Below are 20,083 nucleotides of genomic sequence, written 5' to 3' on the forward strand. Positions count from 1 at the left end.
AGGTCGGGGCAGAGAGAAGTTTGTTCACGGCAACGTGATAATCACTGGCTACAGGAGCGTCATCATGAGTCTCGACTCAACCTCTGCCCGCAGCGCATCGCGCCCGCTGCGGATCATAAAAAATCTGCGCTGGTGGATGCTGGGCATGTTTCTGCTTGGCGTGACGGTGAACTACATCACCCGAAACTCCCTGGGCATTCTGGCCCCTGAACTGAAAAACACCCTGAATATGAGCACCGAGCAATATTCCTGGGTCGTTGCCGCCTTCCAACTGGCCTACACGTTGTTTCAGCCCGTGTGCGGTTGGTTAATCGATGTCATCGGTCTGAAGATGGGCTTTCTGATTTGCGCCGTCATCTGGTCGATCACCTGCCTGCTGCACGCCGGGGCGGGAAGCTGGCTACATCTGGCGCTGCTGCGCTTTGTGATGGGTGCCTCCGAAGCGGCGGCGACGCCGGCCAACGCCAAGGCCATCGGCGAATGGTTTCCGAAAAAGGAACGTCCGGTTGCGGCAGGCTGGGCGGGCGTGGGGTTCTCTATTGGCGCGATGCTGGCACCGCCCATCATCTATGTCGCCCATATCTCCTTTGGCTGGCAGGGCGCGTTCCTGCTGACCGGCGGCCTTGGCCTTATCTGGGTCGCGCTCTGGTGGTGGGGTTATCACTCACCGGAACGCCATCCTCGTTTGTCGGATGAAGAGCGGGATTTTATTACGCAGGACAAGGAAGTCATCGGTGAAAAGTTACCGTTCTTTACCGCGCTGAAAGTCATCGGCAAAGAAAAGAAATTCTATGGCATTGCCATTCCGGCCTTTTTAGCCGAACCCGCCTGGGCCGTGCTGAGCTTTTGGGTGCCGCTCTACCTCGCCAATGAACGCGGCATGGATCTGAAACAGATCGTGATGTTTGCCTGGCTGCCCTTCCTGGCGGCAGATATTGGCAGCGTAGCCAGTGGTTATCTGACCAAAATCTATGTGCGCTGGTTTGGCTGCACCCGGGTGAACTCGATCGTCGCCAGTTCGATCACCGGTGCGGTGCTGATGATCTCGCTGGCGTTAATGACGCTGGTTAAAGATCCCTACCTGGCCATCGCGCTGATCTCCATTGGTGGCTTCGGTCATCAGGTGATCTCCTGCATGTTGAGTGCGCTGGTGGTAGAGCGTTTTGATCGCCGCCAGATGGCGACAGTCAACGGCATGCGCGGATCCTGCGCCTGGATCGCCAGCTTTATCTTCTCGCTGATTATCGGCGTCACCGCCGACACGATTGGCTTCAATCCCCTGTTTATTGCCATGGGTTTCTTTGACCTGATTGGCGCGGTTTTCCTGGTGATGTTTATCGCCGAACGCCGCCAGAATATTGCTAAAAATTGAGGATAACCTGATGAAAACGCTTAAGACATGGACGCTCCATCAGCAGGCAGCGCATTTCGTCGAACTGAAAACCGAGCAGCGTCACTTTTTACGTGTTTACGTATTGGAAAGCGGGCTGATGCGCGTGTTATTAAAACGCGACGGGGAGCTGGCATTAAACCGGACCTGGAGCATTGCGCCTCAGGATGACGTGCCCTGGCAGGGGCGCGATCGGGAATCGCTGGAAGGCTTTTCGTTGCCCGCATTCACCTTTGAACAGGGGGCGCAGTTTGTTCGCCTGGCCACCGACCGGCTGCGCGTGACGGTGCATTCGCCGTTGTACCTTAGCTGGGAGCATTTCGATGGTACCGAGTGGCAGCCGCTGGCGGCCGATCGTCATACCGGGGCTTATCTGCTGAACATGCATGGCGATGGCGTTGAACATTACCAGCGCCGTCAGCCGCAGGATCGGGTGTATGGCCTGGGCGAAAAGAGCGGGGATCTTAACCGGGTTAATCGCCGCTATGAGATGCGTAATCTGGATGCGATGGGCTATAACGCGGCCAGTACCGATCCGCTCTATAAACATATTCCCTTCACGCTGACCCAGCGCGACGGCGTCAGTTTTGGGCTGTTTTACGATAATCTTTCCAGTAGCTGGCTCGATCTGGGCAATGAGCTGGATAATTACCATCTGCCTTATCGCCGCTATCGTGCAGAGGCGGGCGATTTGGATTACTACATGATGCTGGGGCCGACGCTGCTGGATGTGACCAAGGCGTTTGTGCGCCTGACGGGCCGAACGCTCTTTCAGCCGAAATGGAGCCTGGGCTACAGCGGATCCACCATGCACTACACCGATGCGCCGGATGCGCAACATCAGCTGCTCTCCTTCATCCAGCTGTGCCGTGAGCATGAGATCCCCTGTGATTCGTTCCAGCTGTCATCCGGTTATACCTCGATTAATAACAAGCGCTATGTCTTTAACTGGAACTACGACAAAGTGCCCAATCCCGAGGCGATGACCGCCGCGTTCCATGATGCCGGGATGAAGCTGGCAGCCAATATCAAACCCTGTCTGTTACAGGATCATCCGCGCTATGACGAGGTGGCGGCTCAGGGGCTGTTTATCCGCGATTCTGAGCAGGATCAGCCAGAACGCTCCGTGTTCTGGGACGACGAAGGTTCGCATCTGGATTTCACCCATCCCAAAACGGTGGCGTGGTGGCAGGAAAACGTCACGGAGCAGTTGCTGAAAAAAGGCATCGACGCGACCTGGAACGACAACAATGAATATGAAGTCTGGGACGGCGAAGCGCGCTGTCATGGCTTCGGCCAGCCGATTGCCATTAAGCATATTCGTCCGGTCATGCCGTTGCTGATGATGCGCGCCTCGCTGGAAGCCCAACAGCGTTTTGCCCCGGAAAAACGCCCGTACCTGATTTCCCGTTCGGGTTGTGCCGGTATGCAACGCTATGTGCAGACCTGGAGCGGGGATAACCGGACCAACTGGCAGACCCTGCGCTACAACATCCGCATGGGACTGGGGATGAGCCTGTCAGGATTGTTTAACGTGGGGCACGATGTCGGCGGCTTTGCCGGAGATAAACCGGATCCGGAGCTGTTTGTGCGCTGGGTTCAGAATGGTGTTATGCATCCGCGTTTTACCATTCACTCATGGAATGACGATCACACCGTGAATGAGCCGTGGATGTATCCGGAAGCCACGCCAATGATCCGTGAGGCGATTCGCCTGCGTTACCGGCTGATGCCGTATCTGTATACGCTGGCATGGCAGGCCAGCGCGCACGATGAACCGATGCTGCGTCCGACTTTCCTGGACCATGAGAACGATGCACGGACCTATGATGAGTGCGATGACTTTATGCTGGGACGCGACCTGCTGGTCGCCAGCGTTGTGGAGCAGGACGCGCGTACCCGATCCGTATATCTGCCCGAGAATCCACACGGCTGGTATGACTGGCATAACGGCAACTGGCTGGCGGGCGGACAAACAGTTACGCTGGATGCACCGCTGGATCGCCTGCCGCTGCTGGTGCGCGCAGGTGCCGCGCTTCCGCTTGGCCAGTGTGAAACCACCACCAGTGCGCAACGTGACAACGTGCGTGAACTGCAGGTATGGCCTGCGCCGGGCAACGCCACAACCCACGGTGAGCTGTTTGACGATGACGGCGAATCGCACGGCTGGCGCCAGGGCAATGCACTCTGGCTGAGCTGGACGTTAACCAGTAGCGCGTCGCGGCTGGATCTGACGGTCGGGAAGCGCGGGGATTATCTGCCAGCATGGCGGGAAATGACGGTTATCTTACCGCCGGGTGAGAAACGTACGTTGTGGATCAACGGTGAAATGACGTCATGCTATCGGCTGGCATAAGCCGTAACGTGTCAGACCGGTAGGGTTCGTTACGATAACCACCGGCCCACCTGCGTGGGCCGGTTTGTATTCAGGCTGAGTGCGTTTCAGTGCTCATGCGTCCCAGGTCTTTATCTACCAGGAACAGGCCATTGCCGCCTTCGCCGACCATCGCCAGTTTGTCCAGTACGGTTTTAAACAGCTTCTCTTCTTCATGCTGTTCCGCAACGTACCATTGCAGGAAGTTGAAGGTCGAATAGTCCTGGGTGGTCATTGCCACATGGGCCAGCTCGTTAATCTTACTGGTGATCAGCTTTTCATGATCCAGCGCCTGAATCAGCACTTCGTTCAGTGAATTGTAGGCAACAGGCGGGGCTGCGATGGTACCCAGCACCGGCATCGCACCGGTATCGCTCAGGTAGTTAAACAGGCGCTGCATGTGTTCCATTTCTTCACGTGAGTGCATTTTCAGGAAGGACGCTGCGCCCTCATAGCCTTTATCGCTGCACCACGCACTCATCTGTAAATAGAGATTCGCGGAGAAAAATTCCAGGTTCAGCTGGTCGTTTAAACGCCCAGTCATTTCAGCAGTCAGCATGGCCGCGTCCTTATTTCATTGTAAATAGACAGGTGATAAGTGATGAATTATGCATCAGGCTTATAAGAAATGTGAAGCGTTTTGTTAAAAAAATACCATTTTATCTGATTGATTTAAAAAGAATTATTTCAACTCTTGAATGCGAGCGATTATCATTGTGGTCTGCTTTTCTGCCTGTATCTGAGCCAGGTTGTGCCGGACGCGCGGGCGTGAAGGCGGTTTATCCAGTCGGCCCGGATCCGTCAGTGGACCGCGTTCTGCGGCGTTCTGCTACTGTCCGGCAACCGCTTTTTCCCGTCCCGGTGATAAGGTAAGGCCATAATCGCGTCAGGAAGCATGAACAGCATTACACTGGTGTGCCTGGCCGGGGTTTACTATGCGGAGCGGGGCCTGTGTCTTCGCACGAAAGAGGATGGCGTAAAAATGCAATCTTTGGAAAGCAACACTGAATACTATGATGCGTGTTTTACCACCTGCGATCTCAGCGAACGGGTGCTCACGCAGGCGCATTTTGAAGACTGTGAATTTACGCACGTTAACTTTACCTCGGCGCGCTTTTCAGCCTGTAAATTCATTAACTGCGTCTTTACGCACTGTAACCTCAGTCTGGTCGATCCGTCCGGCACCCGCTTCTTTGGCGTTCACTTTAACGACTGCAAGCTGACCGGCATGGACTGGACGAAAGCCTGGTGGCCTGATTTTTACCTGGACCATGAATTGCACTTTTCAACGTGTATCCTGACCAGCGGATCGTTTTTTGGTCTGCGGCTACACGGCGTGAAAATGGAAGGATGCAAACTGATCGAGGTGGATTTCAGAGAGTGCGATTTAACGGGTGCCACGCTGACCGAATGTGACATGACGGGCAGCCTGTTTCATCACACCGTGCTGCGCGGGGCCGATCTGACGGAATCCTGGCATTACGCCATCAACATCTTTAACAACACAGTCGAAAAAGCCCGCTTTTCGCGGCTGGAGGCGGTTTGCCTGCTGGAAAGTCTGGGCATTGAGCTGGTGGATTAACCCGCTGGCGAGGCGGCGGGATGAATACCGTAAAGACGGGAGAAAACCCGGCGTCATTTCCCCCGCGTTGGCTTCACCAGCAGCCATCTGCTGCACGGTGACCCGCTGTTTGCCGGTGGCGCGACTTTCTCTTCCGTCCGCTGTAGGCCAATAGCGCAAAATATTGTATGCTATGCCGCCTTAAAGTTGACCAGGTAACCGGAATCACGCCAATGTAACTTTGCGCTCATCACGCGACGACAGAAAGTCGCATCTGGCACCGTTTACTCGCCGGTAAAATTCTGCCGGCCACCGTGATTTATCTGCCGCGCCTGAGAGTGCGTGGCTACGTTGAGAAGAATTCACTCATGTCTAATCCCTTTTTAGAAGAGGTGGCACGCCGCCGCACCTTCGCGATTATCTCGCACCCGGATGCCGGTAAAACCACCATCACCGAAAAAGTTCTGCTGTTCGGACAGGCTATCCAGACCGCCGGTACGGTAAAAGGCCGTGGCTCTAACCAGCACGCAAAATCCGACTGGATGGAGATGGAAAAGCAGCGTGGTATTTCGATTACTACCTCCGTTATGCAGTTTCCCTATCGTGACAGCCTGGTAAACCTGCTGGATACACCGGGGCACGAAGACTTCTCCGAGGATACCTATCGTACGCTGACGGCGGTCGACTGCTGCCTGATGGTGATCGATGCGGCGAAAGGCGTCGAGGATCGTACCCGTAAGCTGATGGAAGTAACCCGTCTGCGCGATACGCCGATCCTGACCTTTATGAACAAACTTGACCGTGATATCCGCGATCCGATGGAGTTGCTGGATGAAGTGGAAAGTGAGCTAAAAATTGCCTGCGCGCCCATCACCTGGCCGATTGGCTGCGGCAAGCTGTTTAAAGGCGTTTACCATCTCTACAAGGACGAAACCTACCTGTATCAGACCGGTAAAGGTCACACGATTCAGGAAGTCCGCATCGTTAAGGGCCTGAACAACCCTGACCTCGATGCGGCCGTCGGGGAAGAGCTGGCCTCGCAGCTGCGTGACGAGCTGGAGCTGGTGCAGGGCGCATCACACGAGTTTGAACTGGACGCGTTTCTCAGCGGTCAGCTGTCGCCGGTGTTCTTCGGAACCGCACTGGGTAACTTCGGCGTAGATCATATGCTGGATGGCCTGGTGGCGTGGGCGCCGCGCCCTATGCCGCGCCAGACCGATACCCGCACCGTTGAAGCCAAAGAAGAGAAATTCACGGGCTTCGTGTTTAAAATTCAGGCCAACATGGACCCGAAACACCGTGACCGCGTGGCCTTTATGCGCGTCGTGTCGGGGCGTTATGAAAAAGGCATGAAGCTGCGTCAGGTCCGTACCGGCAAAGATGTAGTGATTTCGGATGCGTTGACCTTTATGGCGGGCGACCGTTCGCATGTGGAAGAAGCCTATCCGGGCGACATTATCGGCCTGCATAACCACGGCACCATTCAGATCGGCGACACCTTTACGCAGGGTGAAAACATGAAGTTTACCGGGATTCCGAACTTCGCCCCCGAACTGTTCCGCCGTATCCGCCTGCGCGATCCGCTTAAGCAGAAACAGCTGCTGAAAGGATTAGTCCAGCTGTCGGAAGAGGGGGCAGTGCAGGTGTTCCGCCCGGTGCATAACAACGACCTGATTGTCGGTGCGGTCGGTGTGCTGCAGTTTGACGTGGTGGTGGCGCGCCTGAAGAGCGAATACAACGTCGAAGCCATCTATGAGGCGATTAACGTGTCGACGGCGCGCTGGGTTGAATGCAAAGACGCCAAAAAATTTGAAGATTTCCAGCGTAAAAACGAGGTCAACCTCGCGCTGGATGGCGGTGATAATCTGACCTATATCGCCCCAACAATGGTGAACCTGAACATCACTCAGGAGCGGTATCCTGACGTCATTTTCCGCAAAACCCGCGAGCACTAATCGCGTTTTCCGGGCCATTCTCCCTGGGAATGGCCCGGTTTCCCACGATACAGAACCCTCCTAAAACACGCTTTTTCCTCGCTTTTGACGCACGATCAACCAGTTACCCGAGCAAAGTGCCAAATCCCGACTATCCTTATTTCATCGGACGGTTAAAGAGACTTATTTCTCCATGCGTCCTGTGCCGCAGTAGCGTTGTTTGCTGCTCTTGCGCCCACAGTCTGGGGCGAATTAACAGATAGAAGGATGATATCGATGCACACAACTAAGCTTACTAAAACATTAATGGCTGCAATGGTAGGTACCGCACTGTTAAGCGGAAACGTCTTTGCAGAAGAGTCCGCGTCTCAGAAAGCGTCACAGACCGCTGACAGCGCGGGCGCGAAAATCGACAGCTCAATGAAGAAAGTCGGTGGCTTTATGGACGACAGCGCGGTGACCGCGAAAGCGAAAGCGGCGCTGGTGGATGACGACTCGATTAAGAGCACCGATATTTCGGTCAAAACCCACAACGGCGTGGTGACGCTGAGCGGTTTCGTGACTTCACAAGATCAGGCGGAAAAAGCCGTGGCCGTGGTGAAGAAAGTCGAAGGCGTGAAATCCGTTAGTGACAAGCTGCACGTAAAAGACGTGAAAAAGCAGTCCATGAAAGGTTATGCCGGTGACGCTGCCACAACCAGCGAAATTAAAGCTAAGCTATTAGCAGATGACAAGGTTCCTTCACGTAACGTGAAAGTTGAAACCACCGACGGTGTGGTACAGCTCTCAGGTGAAGTGGCGAACCAGGCGCAGTCCGATCGTGCCGAGAGCATCGCGAAAGCTATCGAAGGCGTAAAAAGTGTTAAAAACGACCTGAAGGTCAAGTCTTAACATGACTCCGTGCGGCCTCTGTCCGGGCCGCACTAATAAGAATACCCATCCTGGGATGAAACAAGCAGTTCAATATTAAAAATGGTTAAGGAGAGGCTTATGTTTCGTTGGGGCATTATTTTTCTGGTGATTGCACTGATCGCCGCTGCATTAGGTTTTGGTGGCCTGGCCGGTACCGCAGCATGGGCAGCGAAAGTCGTGTTCGTGGTGGGTATTATTCTGTTCCTCATCAGCTTGTTTACTGGCCGTAAAAAGCTATAGCGATGACCCAGACAGGTTAACGCTGGCATAGTCAGCGTTAAACGGAGACCAGTTATTTGTCGCGAAAGGTAGTGTGAAGCAAAGGATGCTTCATATTCGCAACGAAGTGTTAAAAAGCGCAACGCTAATAGCACAATTAATGGACACTCTGGCTGGTTCTCCGTGCTAGTATCGACCCACAATTAACTCCCTGCATTCTCTTAATTCGTATTTCGGGATCCCACTCTGAGGTCGGTACATTGGGTATACGTATTCCCGTGACGCTCGGGGCCATTGAACCCCTTGCGCTCACACCGTTTAAAGCCAACAAGATTGCCTTAGTGTGCGAGGGCGGCGGCCAGCGCGGCATTTTCACAGCAGGCGTTCTGGATGAGTTCCAGCGGGCAAAATTCAATCCCTTTCAGTTGCTGTTAGGCTCTTCTGCTGGTGCGCAGAACCTTTCCGCTTATGTCTGCGGCCAGCCGGGCTATGCACGTCGGGTAATTACCCGCTATACCACCAGTAAGCTGTTCTTTGACCCCGTGCGTTTCCTGCGCGGCGGTAATCTTATCGATCTCGACTGGTTAATTGATATCACCCGCAGCGAATTTCCGCTGGCCATGACCAGCGCCGAAACCTTGTTTGCTTCGGGGCGGCAATTTTACATGTGCGCCTGTCGCAGTGATGATTATGCCCCCAGTTACTTTGCCCCCACAGCCAGTAACTGGCTGGATATTATTAAGGCTTCCAGCGCCATTCCGGGCTTTTACCGTCTGGGCGTGGATTTGGAAGGCATAAGCTATCTGGATGGCGGCGTCAGCGATGCGATTCCCGTACGCGAAGCGGCAAAACGCGGGGCCGATACCATTGTGGTCATCCGTACCGTGCCGTCGCAGATGTTCGATGTGCCCCGTTGGGTGACCCGTATGGAACGCTGGTTCAGCGGCGGGGCGCTGCAGCCGATGATCAAGATTCTGCACCATCACGAGCAGACCTATCGCGAAACCCAGCAGTTTATTGAAAAGCCGCCGGGTGATTTACGTATCATCGAAATCTTCCCGCCGCGCGTGTTAGCCAGTAACGCACTGGGCAGTCGTATTGCCGCGTTGAATCAGGATTACCATCTGGGGCGCCGCTGTGGTCGCTACTTTATTGCCACGCTGGGGCAATGGCTGAGCGATGCCGAGCCCCACACAGGGCTGGATATTGTGGTCCCTTCTGCGCCGGTGGCAAATGAGCCGGGGGATATCGCTCCGGTCATCCCGCTGACCGGCAACGATGGCACTTATGGCGAGGGTCCGCTGACATGAGGTTCGTTGATACCCACTGTCACTTTGATTTTCCGCCGTTTGTGGACGCGGCCGACGTCAGTCTGCGCCAGGCTGCGGACGCGGGCGTAGAAAAAATTATTGTGCCATCGGTCGAGGCAGGGCGCTTTGACCTTGTTTGCCAGTTAGCCCGGCAGCACCGCGCGTTATATGCCGCACTCGGCCTGCATCCGATTGTGACGGAGCAGCACGATGAGCAGCACCTCGCTCAGCTTGAAAGCCTGTTACAACAGCGGCCCCCAAAGCTGGTGGCCCTCGGTGAGATCGGCCTGGATCTGTATCGGGACGATCCGCAGTTTGATAAGCAAACCTGTTTCCTGGATGCGCAACTGAAGCTGGCGAAACGTTACGATCTGCCGGTGATCCTGCATTCGCGCCGCACGCACGATCAGCTGGCACTGCATCTGCGTCGTCAGGCTGTGCCACGGCGCGGCGTCGTACACGGTTTTGCCGGTAGCCTGCAGCAGGCGCAGGCGTTTATTAAGCTCGGCTATGCGATTGGCGTAGGCGGCACGATTACGTATCCCCGCGCCAGTAAAACCCGGCAGACGATTGCCCGTTTACCGCTCTCGTCGCTGCTGCTGGAAACCGATGCGCCTGATATGCCGCTGAACGGCTACCAGGGCCAGCCAAACCGGCCCGAGCGCGCCGTTTTAGTCTGGCAGGTGTTGTGTGAACTGCGTGACGAGCCGCCCGCCGAAATCGCCGACGCGTTATGGCACAACAGTCATGCGCTGTTTTCGCTCACATAATTCCCGCCGTCACATCATGTCCTGGTGAAATGTTATAATAGTAACATCCCTGTCGCTGTCTTATACTGGCTGCCTTGCGCCATACTTTGCAGATAATCTAAATTTCGCTGAGTATTTGCAGCCGTTTCATACTTTTATGTGATTTGGTGCACAAAAAATGGCCGTTATCATTGTTAATATTATCACATTCAAGGGTGGGCGAACGTTTACCCGATGTTCTGGAGATCACCATGACCGATATTAAACAGCAGGCCCTGCGCGCCCTGAAACTGATGGATTTAACCACGCTGAACGAGGATGACACCGACGAGAAAGTGATCGCGCTCTGTCATCAGGCGAAATCTCCGGTGGGTAACACCGCTGCCATCTGTATTTATCCGCGTTTCATTCCCGTGGCGCGTAAAACGCTGCGTGAGCAGGGCACGCCTGACGTGCGCATTGCCACCGTAACCAACTTCCCGCATGGCAATGACGATATTGAGATTGCGCTGGCCGAAACCCGTGCCGCCATCGCTTACGGCGCTGATGAAGTGGATGTGGTTTTCCCTTATCGCGCGCTGATGGCAGGCAATGCGCAGGTCGGCTTTGATCTGGTCAAGGCCTGCAAAGCCGCCTGTGCGGAAGCCGGCGTTTTACTGAAGGTTATTATCGAAACCGGCGAACTGAAGCAGGAAGCGCTGATTCGTCAGGCCTCTGAAATTGCGATTGATGCCGGGGCTGACTTTATCAAAACCTCAACCGGTAAAGTGCCGGTCAACGCCACGCCGGAAGTGGCGCAGATCATGATGAGCGTCATTCGCGACAAAGGTGTGAAAGCGCAGGTTGGCTTCAAACCGGCAGGCGGCGTTCGCACCGCTGAAGATGCCGCTGTCTATCTGCAACTGGCGGATGACACGCTGGGTGCCGACTGGGCCGATGCCCGCCATTTCCGTTTTGGTGCCTCCAGCCTGCTGGCAAATCTGCTCAACACGCTTGGGCACAGCAGCGACACCAGCAAGTCGGGTTACTGATTCATCCGGGCGGCTCACGGCCGCCTCTTCTCCTCTTTCCCTGACGTAAGGGGGCGACATTGTACCTCGCACAAGAAATCATTCGAAAAAAACGTGACGGCCAGGCGCTGACTGAAGACGAAATTCGTTTCTTCATCAACGGGGTGCGCGATAACAGCGTGTCCGAAGGGCAAATTGCCGCACTGGCAATGACCATCTATTTCCACGATATGTCACTGCCGGAGCGCGTTGCGCTGACCATGGCGATGCGGGATTCCGGCACCGTCCTGAACTGGGCTTCACTGAATCTGAACGGGCCGGTGGTCGACAAGCACTCCACGGGCGGCGTGGGCGATGTGACCTCGCTGATGCTCGGACCCATGGTGGCGGCCTGTGGCGGCTATATCCCGATGATCTCCGGACGCGGACTGGGCCATACCGGCGGTACGCTGGATAAGCTGGAGGCGATTCCCGGTTTTGACATTTTCCCCAGCGATGACCATTTCCGCCAGACCATCAAACAGGTTGGTGTGGCCATCATCGGGCAAACTAACTCGCTGGCACCGGCGGATAAACGTTTTTACGCGACCCGCGATATCACCGCCACCGTGGATTCCATTCCGCTGATTACCGCTTCGATCCTGGCGAAAAAACTGGCCGAAGGCCTGGATGCGCTGGTGATGGATGTCAAAGTCGGCTCCGGCGCCTTTATGCCGACCTGGGAAGCCTCTGAGAGTCTGGCGCAGGCCATTGTGGGCGTGGCGAATGGCGCGGGCTGCCGTACCACGGCGCTGCTAACAGATATGAATCAGGTCCTGGCTTCCTCGGCGGGCAATGCCCTGGAAGTGCGCGAAGCCGTGCGCTTCCTGACGGGTGAGCAGCGCAATCCGCGCCTGCTGGACGTGACGCTGGCCCTGTGCAGCGAAATGCTGATTTCCGGCAAACTGGCGGCTAACGAAATCGACGCCCGTGAACAACTTCTCGCCGTGCTGGATAACGGCAAAGCCGCAGAGGTATTTGCCCGCATGGTGGCAGCACAACGTGGCCCAACCGATTTCGTTGAGCGCTACGACAGCTACCTCACAGCCCCTGTGATGAGCAAAGCGGTTTATGCCGATGGCGCAGGTTACGTCACGCAGATGGATACCCGCGCGTTAGGCATGGCGGTGGTTGCGATGGGCGGTGGACGTCAGCGCGCCAGCGACGCCATTGATTACAGCGTGGGCTTAAGCGACATGATCACGCTGGGCGAGCGGGTGGACGCTTCACGCCCGCTGGCGGTTATTCATGCCAGCAGCGAAGCGCACTGGCAGCAGGCCGCCGCCGCTGTCAAAGCGGCCATCACTCTGGGGGACAGCGCCCCGGCGACCACACCGGTGGTTTATCGCCGTGTGACTGAAGCGGGATAACGCGGATAACAGACTGTATACCGGAGACGATTCGGGTATACTGATCTGATCGCTTTTTTTTGACTTGTCGCGCGCGTTAGCGCAGGAGACTGGCATGAAACGTGCTTTTATTATGGTGCTGGATTCCTTTGGAATCGGCGCCAGCAAAGATGCCGACAAATTCGGCGATGCAGGTTCCGATACGTTAGGTCATATCGCAGAAGCCTGTTTTAACGGTAAAGCGGATCAGGGCCGTAAAGGACCGCTGCACTTACCGAATATGACCGCGTTAGGTCTGGGCAAAGCGGCCGAGCTTTCTACCGGGCGTTTCCCGCCGGGACTGGACCCTGACGCTGAGATAAAAGGCGCTTACGCTTACGCCAGCGAACGCTCATCCGGTAAAGATACGCCGTCAGGCCACTGGGAAATCGCCGGTGTGCCTGTTCTGTTCGACTGGGGCTACTTCAGCGATAAAGAGAACAGCTTTCCGCAGGAGCTGCTGGATAAACTGGTTGAGCGGGCCGAGTTGCCGGGTTATCTCGGTAACTGTCACTCATCCGGTACGGTTATTCTCGACCAGTTGGGTGAAGAACACATGGCTTCGGGCAAGCCGATTTTTTACACCTCGGCGGATTCCGTGTTTCAGATTGCCTGCCATGAAGAAACCTTCGGCTTAGATCGCCTGTATGCGCTGTGTGAAATTGCGCGCGAGGAGCTGACGGAAGGCGGTTATAACATTGGCCGCGTGATTGCCCGCCCGTTCGTGGGTGACAAAGCCGGCAGCTTTGAGCGCACCGGTAACCGTCACGATCTGGCCGTGGAGCCACCATCGCCTACCATGCTGAAGAAGCTGGTGGATGAGAAGGGCGGTCATGTGATTTCGGTAGGTAAAATTGCCGACATCTACGCGGAGCAGGGCATCACCAAAAAAGTCAAAGCCACCGGACTGGATGCGCTGTTTGATGCCACCATCCAGGAAATGAAAACCGCGCCGGATCAGGCGATTGTGTTTACCAACTTCGTAGACTTCGACTCTACCTGGGGCCATCGTCGCGATGTGGCAGGCTATGCAGGCGGGCTGGAGCTGTTCGATCGCCGCTTGCCAGAGTTGATGGAGCTGGTCAAAGAGGATGATATTTTGATCCTCACCGCCGACCACGGTTGCGATCCGACCTGGCAAGGCACGGAACATACGCGCGAGCATATTCCGATCTTAATTTACGGCCCGAAGGTCGAGCCGGGATCGCTGGGTTACCGCGATACCTTCGCGGATATCGGCCAGACGATTGCACACTATTTTGACCTGTCCCCCATGGACTACGGCAAGAACATGCTGTAAAAACAGCGAAATTTTAAAAAGGATAGAGAATCATGGCAACTCCTCACATTAACGCAGAAATGGGTGATTTCGCTGACGTCGTACTGATGCCTGGCGATCCGCTGCGTGCGAAACACATCGCAGAAACCTTTCTGGACGATGCCGTTGAGGTCAACAACGTGCGCGGCATGCTGGGTTACACCGGCACCTATAAAGGCCGCAAAATCTCTGTTATGGGCCACGGCATGGGCATTCCGTCCTGCTCCATCTATGCGAAAGAACTGATCACCGAGTTCGGTGTGAAGAAAATCATCCGCGTGGGCTCCTGCGGTGCGGTGCGTCCCGATGTGAAACTGCGTGACATCGTGATCGGCATGGGGGCATCCACCGATTCCAAAGTGAACCGTATGCGCTTCAAAGACCATGACTTTGCCGCTATCGCGGACTTCGACATGGTGCGCAACGCGGTGGATGCGGCCAAAAACCTGGGCGTCGAGGCGCGCGTCGGTAACATCTTCTCGGCCGATCTGTTCTATACGCCCGATCCGCAGATGTTCGACGTGATGGAGAAGTACGGCATTCTGGGTGTGGAAATGGAAGCCGCAGGCATCTACGGCGTAGCCGCTGAATTTGGCGCGAAAGCGCTGACCATCTGTACCGTGTCTGACCATATCCGTACCCACGAGCAGACCACGGCCGCAGAACGCCAGACCACCTTTAATGACATGATTAAAATCGCGCTGGAGTCGGTGCTGCTGGGTGATTAATCCCCACGGTGGCTGATCGGCCCCTTTATCCGGCTGCGCATCTGCGGCCGGATGATCCTCTCCCGTTTTCCATTTCGCAACATTCTCACTAAATGACACACTTTTCATCAGGCTTGTGCATCTTCGCGCTGGCACGACGGGCTGATGTCACTATCATGAAGCCGAACAATTAATAACAACACGCCATACAGAAAATACCTGCCTGATGAATTTCCGTGATTTCGACGCTGAAGAGAAGTTGTTTGTCCGCCGTGCCGCTATGGCGTTTGTACTGGTTTGCCTGTGCTTTAGCATCCTGGGTTTTAACCTGTATCGCCTGCAGGTCCGCGACCACAGCTATTATCAGACGCGCTCGAACGAGAATGACATCAAAATGATCCCCATTGCGCCCACGCGCGGACTGATCTTTGACCGCAACGGGATCCCGCTGGTGCGCAACGTGACCTGGTATGACATCACGGTTACCCCGTACAAAGTGGAGGACATGAAGGCGCTGTTGCAAGAACTGACGCCACTGGTTGATCTGACCCCGGAAGATATCGAGCGCTTTCAGCACGATCTGCATCAGACCAGCCGCTATAAGCCCGTCATTCTCAAAGAGGAACTCACAGACGAAGAGGTGGCGCGTTTTTCGGTTAACCAGTTCCGTTTTACCGGCGTCAGCATCGATACCTATCAGGACCGGGAATATCCCTATGGGGCCGATCTCGCGCATGTGATCGGCTATGTTTCCAAAATCAACGATAACGACTACAAGCGGCTGAACGCAGAGGGCATCGCTGAAAACTATGCTGCCGACCATAACATCGGTAAGCAGGGGATTGAGGGCTATTACGAATCCCTGCTGCACGGCAAACCCGGCTATCAGGAAGTGGAAGTGGATAACCACGGGCGCATTGTCCGGGTGCTGAAAGAAGTGCCGCCGGTGGCGGGAAAAAACATTACGCTGACGCTGGATCTGCACCTGCAGCAGTACGCGGAAAGCCTGCTGGTCGGGCAGCGCGCCGCGTTGCTGGTCGAAGATCCCCATGACGGCTCAGTGCTGGCGATGGTTTCCAGCCCCAGCTACGATCCCAATCCGTTCGTAAAGGGCATCAGCTATCAGGCGTACAAAAAGCTGCTGCAGGATAAAAATTTACCGCTGATCAACCGTGTCACGCAGGGCCTGTATCCGCCGGCCTCAACGGTAAAACCCTATATGGCGATGTCGGCGCTGCTCACGCACGTCATTACGCCACAGACCACCTTTTTTGGCGGGCCCACCTGGACATTACCCGGTACTGACCGCCGCTATCGCGACTGGAAAAAAAGCGGTCACGGTACGCTGGATGTCACTAAAGCGATCGAAGAGTCGGCGGATACCTTCTTCTATCAGGTGGCGTTTATGATGGGCATCGATCGTATTCACACCATGCTCAGTAAATTTGGCTACGGTCAGTCCACCGGCATCGATCTGAATGAAGAGTACAACGGACTGCTGCCCAGCCGTGACTGGAAGATGAAAGTGCATAAGAAACCCTGGTATCAGGGCGATACGGTGTCAGTCGGCATTGGTCAGGGCTACTGGATTGCCACGCCGATTCAGATGGTAAAGGCGCTGGTGGCGCTGATTAACAATGGCAGAGTCATTGCCCCGCACCTGCTGGAGAAATCGCAGCTTGGCAACCACGTGCAGCTTTACCAGCCGAAACTGCCGCAGGCGCAGATTGGCGATCCGCATTCCCCTTACTGGTCGCTGGTGCGTCACGCGATGTTTGGCATGGCTAACGCGCCGAACGGCACAGGCTACAAGTATTTCCATACCGCGCCTTATGGCATTGCGGCCAAGAGTGGAACGTCGCAGGTATTCAGCCTGAAACAAAATCAGACCTACAATGCCAAAATGATCCCGGTGCGGCTGCGCGATCATACGTTTTATACCGCCTTCGCCCCCTTTAACGATCCTAAGGTGGCTGTGGCGTTGATCCTGGAAAATGGGGGCAGCGAAGGCGTGCTGGCCGCGCCGGTAATGCGGCAGCTTCTCGATCATATTTTCCTGCCGCCCACCACGCCACCGCCCGTTGAGGTTGCCCAGCGTCCGGCCCGCTAGCGGAAAAATACCCGGTTACGTCCGTGCTTTTTAGCATCATAGAGTGCGGCGTCGGCATGCGTATAAAGCGCTTCGAAGTGGGAGCCCGCCGCGCCCCAACTCACGCCCAGGCTGGCGGTGACCAGCCGCTCGGGCAACGCATCCAGGGGAGATGCGTTCAGTGAGGCGAGAATCGCCCCGGCGACAATCACCGCTTCCCCAAGGAACGTATCCGGCAGCATAATCGTGAACTCTTCCCCCCCAATGCGCCCGATGCTGGCAATGTCCGGTGTGTTGCGCTGGATACGTTGCACCAGCTCGCAGATCACTTTGTCCCCGGTGGGATGGCCATATTCGTCGTTAATCCGTTTAAAAAAATCGATATCAAGAATGATCAGAGCGGCGGGGGTTCGCGTCAGTGTGTCGCTGATGCGCTGAATAATGGCGCTGCGGTTCCAGACATTCGTCAGCGGATCGTGAGTGGCTTTGTACTCCAGCTCTCTCGTCAGCTCAATAAGCTGCTCATTCACCCGGTTTAACTCACGCTCGGCCCGATCGCTGCGCGAGATCAGCCGGTAAGTTTCGCGCATCAGCCGCTGATAGTGGTTATTAAGATCGGACAGCGCCTGGCGGTACTCTTCGGCGTGCAGACAGCTCTGCGCCGCCACATGGCTGGCATGGTTCAGCGCCTGGGTTTCTTCCAGAAACAGCTCATTAAGGTGCGTCATTGGCGCTGTTCCGCATGTAATGTGACGGTCAGGGCGGTGAAATCCAGCGACAGCTCCTCGCCAAACTCTTCTGACACGTCATCTTCAGCGTCATAGAACCAGTTCAGCACAATCTCACAGCCGTTCTGCGCCAGCCTGTTGAACTGATCGAACAGCCCGAACAGCATTTTGGTGCTGGAGCTGTTGAAATAGCTCAGGTCGATATTGACTTCAGTCAGCTGGCTGGCCTGCGGTTGCCAGGATTCCAGTGCACTTTGCAGCGGGCGATAAAAGGCGGCCGCATTTTCCGGCCAGGATTCGCCCCGCAGGGAAAATCGCTGGGCCGCAAAATCAAATTCCACGGCGGGCGTGCATTCGGTGGCGGTGAGATGAATGGTTTGCATAGAGGATTCTTTAGTCATGGCAGATTGTCGCCTTTAGCCAAAAGGCAGAGAGCTCGCTGGCTTCCAGTGGCTGGAAGCAGTATTCCAGCGGTTCACTGACGTCGCGGGCAAGGGTAAGTAAGCCGATATTGGCGCCTTTGCTCCAGACAGGACTCTCTGCGCGTAACCGACTGCGGTAGGCTTGTTTAATTTCGTCTGCGTTCATGACCCGTAACGAGTCCAGATCGCCACGCAGTTGAACGCTGGCATCGCTGCCTACCAGATTGGCACTTTCCAGATAGTAGCGCCCACCATCATAGCGCAGGCTCAGCGATCCAAAACGATAGAGCTGATCGTTGTGGCTCAGCGCCCGGCTGTCCTGCGAGTAGCGCAGGATGTTTTGCGCGATCTCGACAAAGCTGGAGAACAGCCGTCGTCGCACTTTCTGTGACTGCTCGTGGTTCTCCAGAAACAGTTTGACCACCTCACCCATTGCCGTGATGTTTTGCGGCGAAAAAAAGCCGGTGTACTGGAGCGCGATAAGACCAGATTGCGATTCGGTGTTGAACGGCAGACCACGGAGTGATTCGTTTTTCATTTTCTTCCCGGTGCAATCAATAGCGAAAGCCAAACCAGGTGACGTCGTCGCGTCGCGCCTGATTACCTTGCCAGCTTAAATAGTCTTGCTGAAACGCCAGCGATAACTCCGCCATAGGCAAATGCTGATAGCGCATCAGCAGTGACTGAATGCGCTTATTGCCAAACATAATATTGCGCTCGCCACCCGGCTGATCGGTGACGCCATCCGTCAGCACAAACAGCATATCGCCGCGATTAAATGCCAGGCTCTGTTCCGGCCAGTCATAATCCTCCGGCGTATCGGTATACCCCACGCCGACGCGATCCTGGCTGAGCGCGATGATTTCGTTACTGATGTTGCTGAGCATAAATGCCTGGGTTCGGGCGCTGGCCCAACGCAGCTGATGCAGTTCGGTATCGACAGACAGCACGATGGCATCGCAGCCATCGTTAGAGAGTGACGTTTGCTGAGACGCATTTAACTGTCCCAGGGTTTGTTTAATATGGTGGTTAAGCGCATGCAGAATGCGGGCAGGCGCCTGCAGATCGGCCTCGCGTAGCGCATTTTCCAGCGCAGACTGCAAAATTACCGTCATAAAGGCACCAGGAATGCCGTGGCCCGTACAGTCGGCAATGACCGCCAGCCAGCCGTTATCATGACGGTGAAAGGCGTAATAATCGCCACCCACGCCGTCCCTGGGCTGCCAGTATAGACACCAGTCGTCGAGCAGGGTCGCGATTAGCTGGTTGGATCGGTCCAGCATTGCATCCTGAATCACCCGCGCGTAATCGATGCTTTGTAAAATCTGCTGATGCTGGCGCGCCTGTAAGTCGGAGACGCGGCGGATCAGATCGATCCCTAAACCAATGCCAATATAGTGCCCGTTCTCCGTCAGGATAAAGCCATCAGCGACGGACTTATCGCCATTGGCCACCACCTGCTGCGCCACGCTTTCCAGCGTGTTTTCTACGTCGATCACCAGCGGGAACTTATCCATAAAGGCAATGCAGCTCTTACGGTCATACAGTTCGGGAAAGAAGGGCCGCGCCATCTGCGACAAAAAGATGTGGCGGTTAATCATGCCAAACGGTTTGCCGTTTTCTACCACGGGCAAACCGATGAGATCTTTATGCTCGGCAAACAGCGCCATCACCGCACGGTTATCCGTCTCCGGACTGACAAAAGGGACCTCAATGCATAACACCCGCGCGTCGTAACGACTTGAGGCGGAAACCACAGTATTCACAGAGGCGGGTAACTGCATGATGCGGCTCTTGATTGTCCAGGAATAATCTTAAGAGTAATGAGCGCAGATGACGGATTTATGGCAAAAAAACAGTTAGTAAAAAGAGCGCCGATAAATCGTGGATAAAGCAACATAGCAGCGAAAAACCGCCAGCCAGGCGGCGTTAG

18 protein-coding genes are annotated in these 20,083 nt (G+C 55.4%); 13 read left to right on the forward strand and 5 right to left on the reverse strand.

Translation table 11 applies throughout. From position 1 onward, the window contains the following. Positions 1-64: 64 nt before the first annotated feature. Positions 65-1,372, forward strand: coding sequence for an MFS transporter (locus C1N58_RS00640; RefSeq protein ID WP_033739750.1), 1,308 nt, complete (start codon positions 65-67; stop codon positions 1,370-1,372). A 10-nt stretch (positions 1,373-1,382) separates the two neighbouring features. Next, a complete protein-coding gene (locus tag C1N58_RS00645) occupies positions 1,383-3,746 on the forward strand; it encodes a glycoside hydrolase family 31 protein (protein WP_394564499.1) in 2,364 nt (787 codons plus the stop codon). Positions 3,747-3,816: 70 nt separating this feature from the next. Here the strand turns inward: C1N58_RS00645 and ftnA are convergent, their stop codons facing one another. Then, the gene (ftnA, locus tag C1N58_RS00650; RefSeq protein ID WP_054687048.1) at positions 3,817-4,323 is read right to left on the reverse strand and encodes a non-heme ferritin; all 507 of its coding nucleotides are present in this window, start codon (positions 4,321-4,323) and stop codon (positions 3,817-3,819) included. A 423-nt stretch (positions 4,324-4,746) separates the two neighbouring features. Between ftnA and C1N58_RS00655 the strand changes: the two genes are divergently transcribed. From C1N58_RS00655 to mrdA, 11 genes are all read left to right on the forward strand, one after another. Beyond that, entirely contained in the window at positions 4,747-5,346 is a 600-nt protein-coding gene (locus C1N58_RS00655) for a pentapeptide repeat-containing protein (protein WP_006117596.1), read from the forward strand. Between the two features lie 347 nt (positions 5,347-5,693). Beyond that, positions 5,694-7,280, forward strand: a complete 1,587-nt coding sequence (gene prfC, locus C1N58_RS00660) for a peptide chain release factor 3 (protein ID WP_039342235.1) — start codon at positions 5,694-5,696, stop codon at positions 7,278-7,280. Positions 7,281-7,535: 255 nt separating this feature from the next. Beyond that, on the forward strand, positions 7,536-8,150 hold the full coding sequence (gene osmY, locus C1N58_RS00665) for a molecular chaperone OsmY (protein WP_006117598.1): 615 nt from the start codon (positions 7,536-7,538) through the stop codon (positions 8,148-8,150). A 99-nt stretch (positions 8,151-8,249) separates the two neighbouring features. Next, complete coding sequence (locus C1N58_RS00670; protein WP_003848537.1) at positions 8,250-8,411, forward strand: DUF1328 domain-containing protein; 162 nt, start codon at positions 8,250-8,252, stop codon at positions 8,409-8,411. 239 nt (positions 8,412-8,650) lie between these two features. Beyond that, positions 8,651-9,700, forward strand: coding sequence for a patatin-like phospholipase family protein (locus C1N58_RS00675; protein WP_006118237.1), 1,050 nt, complete (start codon positions 8,651-8,653; stop codon positions 9,698-9,700). After that, on the forward strand, positions 9,697-10,470 hold the full coding sequence (locus tag C1N58_RS00680) for a TatD family hydrolase (RefSeq protein WP_394550343.1): 774 nt from the start codon (positions 9,697-9,699) through the stop codon (positions 10,468-10,470). The genes C1N58_RS00675 and C1N58_RS00680 overlap by 4 nt, the downstream gene beginning before the upstream one ends. Positions 10,471-10,700: 230 nt before the next feature. After that, positions 10,701-11,480, forward strand: a complete 780-nt coding sequence (gene deoC / locus C1N58_RS00685) for a deoxyribose-phosphate aldolase (RefSeq protein WP_262959448.1) — start codon at positions 10,701-10,703, stop codon at positions 11,478-11,480. 59 nt (positions 11,481-11,539) lie between these two features. Next, entirely contained in the window at positions 11,540-12,868 is a 1,329-nt protein-coding gene (deoA, locus tag C1N58_RS00690; protein WP_058708818.1) for a thymidine phosphorylase, read from the forward strand. 94 nt (positions 12,869-12,962) lie between these two features. Then, positions 12,963-14,186, forward strand: a complete 1,224-nt coding sequence (gene deoB / locus C1N58_RS00695) for a phosphopentomutase (RefSeq protein WP_033739739.1) — start codon at positions 12,963-12,965, stop codon at positions 14,184-14,186. 32 nt (positions 14,187-14,218) lie between these two features. Continuing rightward, positions 14,219-14,932 carry a purine-nucleoside phosphorylase gene (gene deoD / locus C1N58_RS00700; RefSeq protein WP_054633162.1) on the forward strand — a complete coding sequence of 238 codons (714 nt, stop codon included), beginning with the start codon at positions 14,219-14,221 and terminating at the stop codon, positions 14,930-14,932. A 205-nt stretch (positions 14,933-15,137) separates the two neighbouring features. Then, on the forward strand, positions 15,138-17,021 hold the full coding sequence (gene mrdA, locus C1N58_RS00705; protein ID WP_039342248.1) for a penicillin-binding protein 2: 1,884 nt from the start codon (positions 15,138-15,140) through the stop codon (positions 17,019-17,021). Here mrdA and C1N58_RS00710 read toward each other — a convergent pair. From C1N58_RS00710 to C1N58_RS00725, 4 genes are read right to left on the reverse strand one after another with little or no spacing between them, the layout of a single operon-like run. Beyond that, on the reverse strand, positions 17,018-17,728 hold the full coding sequence (locus tag C1N58_RS00710; RefSeq protein WP_033739733.1) for a GGDEF domain-containing protein: 711 nt from the start codon (positions 17,726-17,728) through the stop codon (positions 17,018-17,020). The genes mrdA and C1N58_RS00710 overlap by 4 nt on opposite strands. Further along, entirely contained in the window at positions 17,725-18,129 is a 405-nt protein-coding gene (locus C1N58_RS00715; RefSeq protein ID WP_033739731.1) for a DUF1987 domain-containing protein, read from the reverse strand. Before C1N58_RS00715 ends, C1N58_RS00710 begins: the two co-directional genes overlap by 4 nt. Next, the gene (locus C1N58_RS00720; protein ID WP_006118245.1) at positions 18,122-18,688 is read right to left on the reverse strand and encodes a SiaB family protein kinase; all 567 of its coding nucleotides are present in this window, start codon (positions 18,686-18,688) and stop codon (positions 18,122-18,124) included. The genes C1N58_RS00715 and C1N58_RS00720 overlap by 8 nt, the downstream gene beginning before the upstream one ends. 16 nt (positions 18,689-18,704) lie before the next feature. After that, entirely contained in the window at positions 18,705-19,934 is a 1,230-nt protein-coding gene (locus tag C1N58_RS00725) for a SpoIIE family protein phosphatase (RefSeq protein WP_033739730.1), read from the reverse strand. Between the last annotated feature and the right edge of the window lie 149 nt (positions 19,935-20,083).

The sequence above is a fragment of the Pantoea sp. SGAir0180 genome (assembly GCF_043546245.1).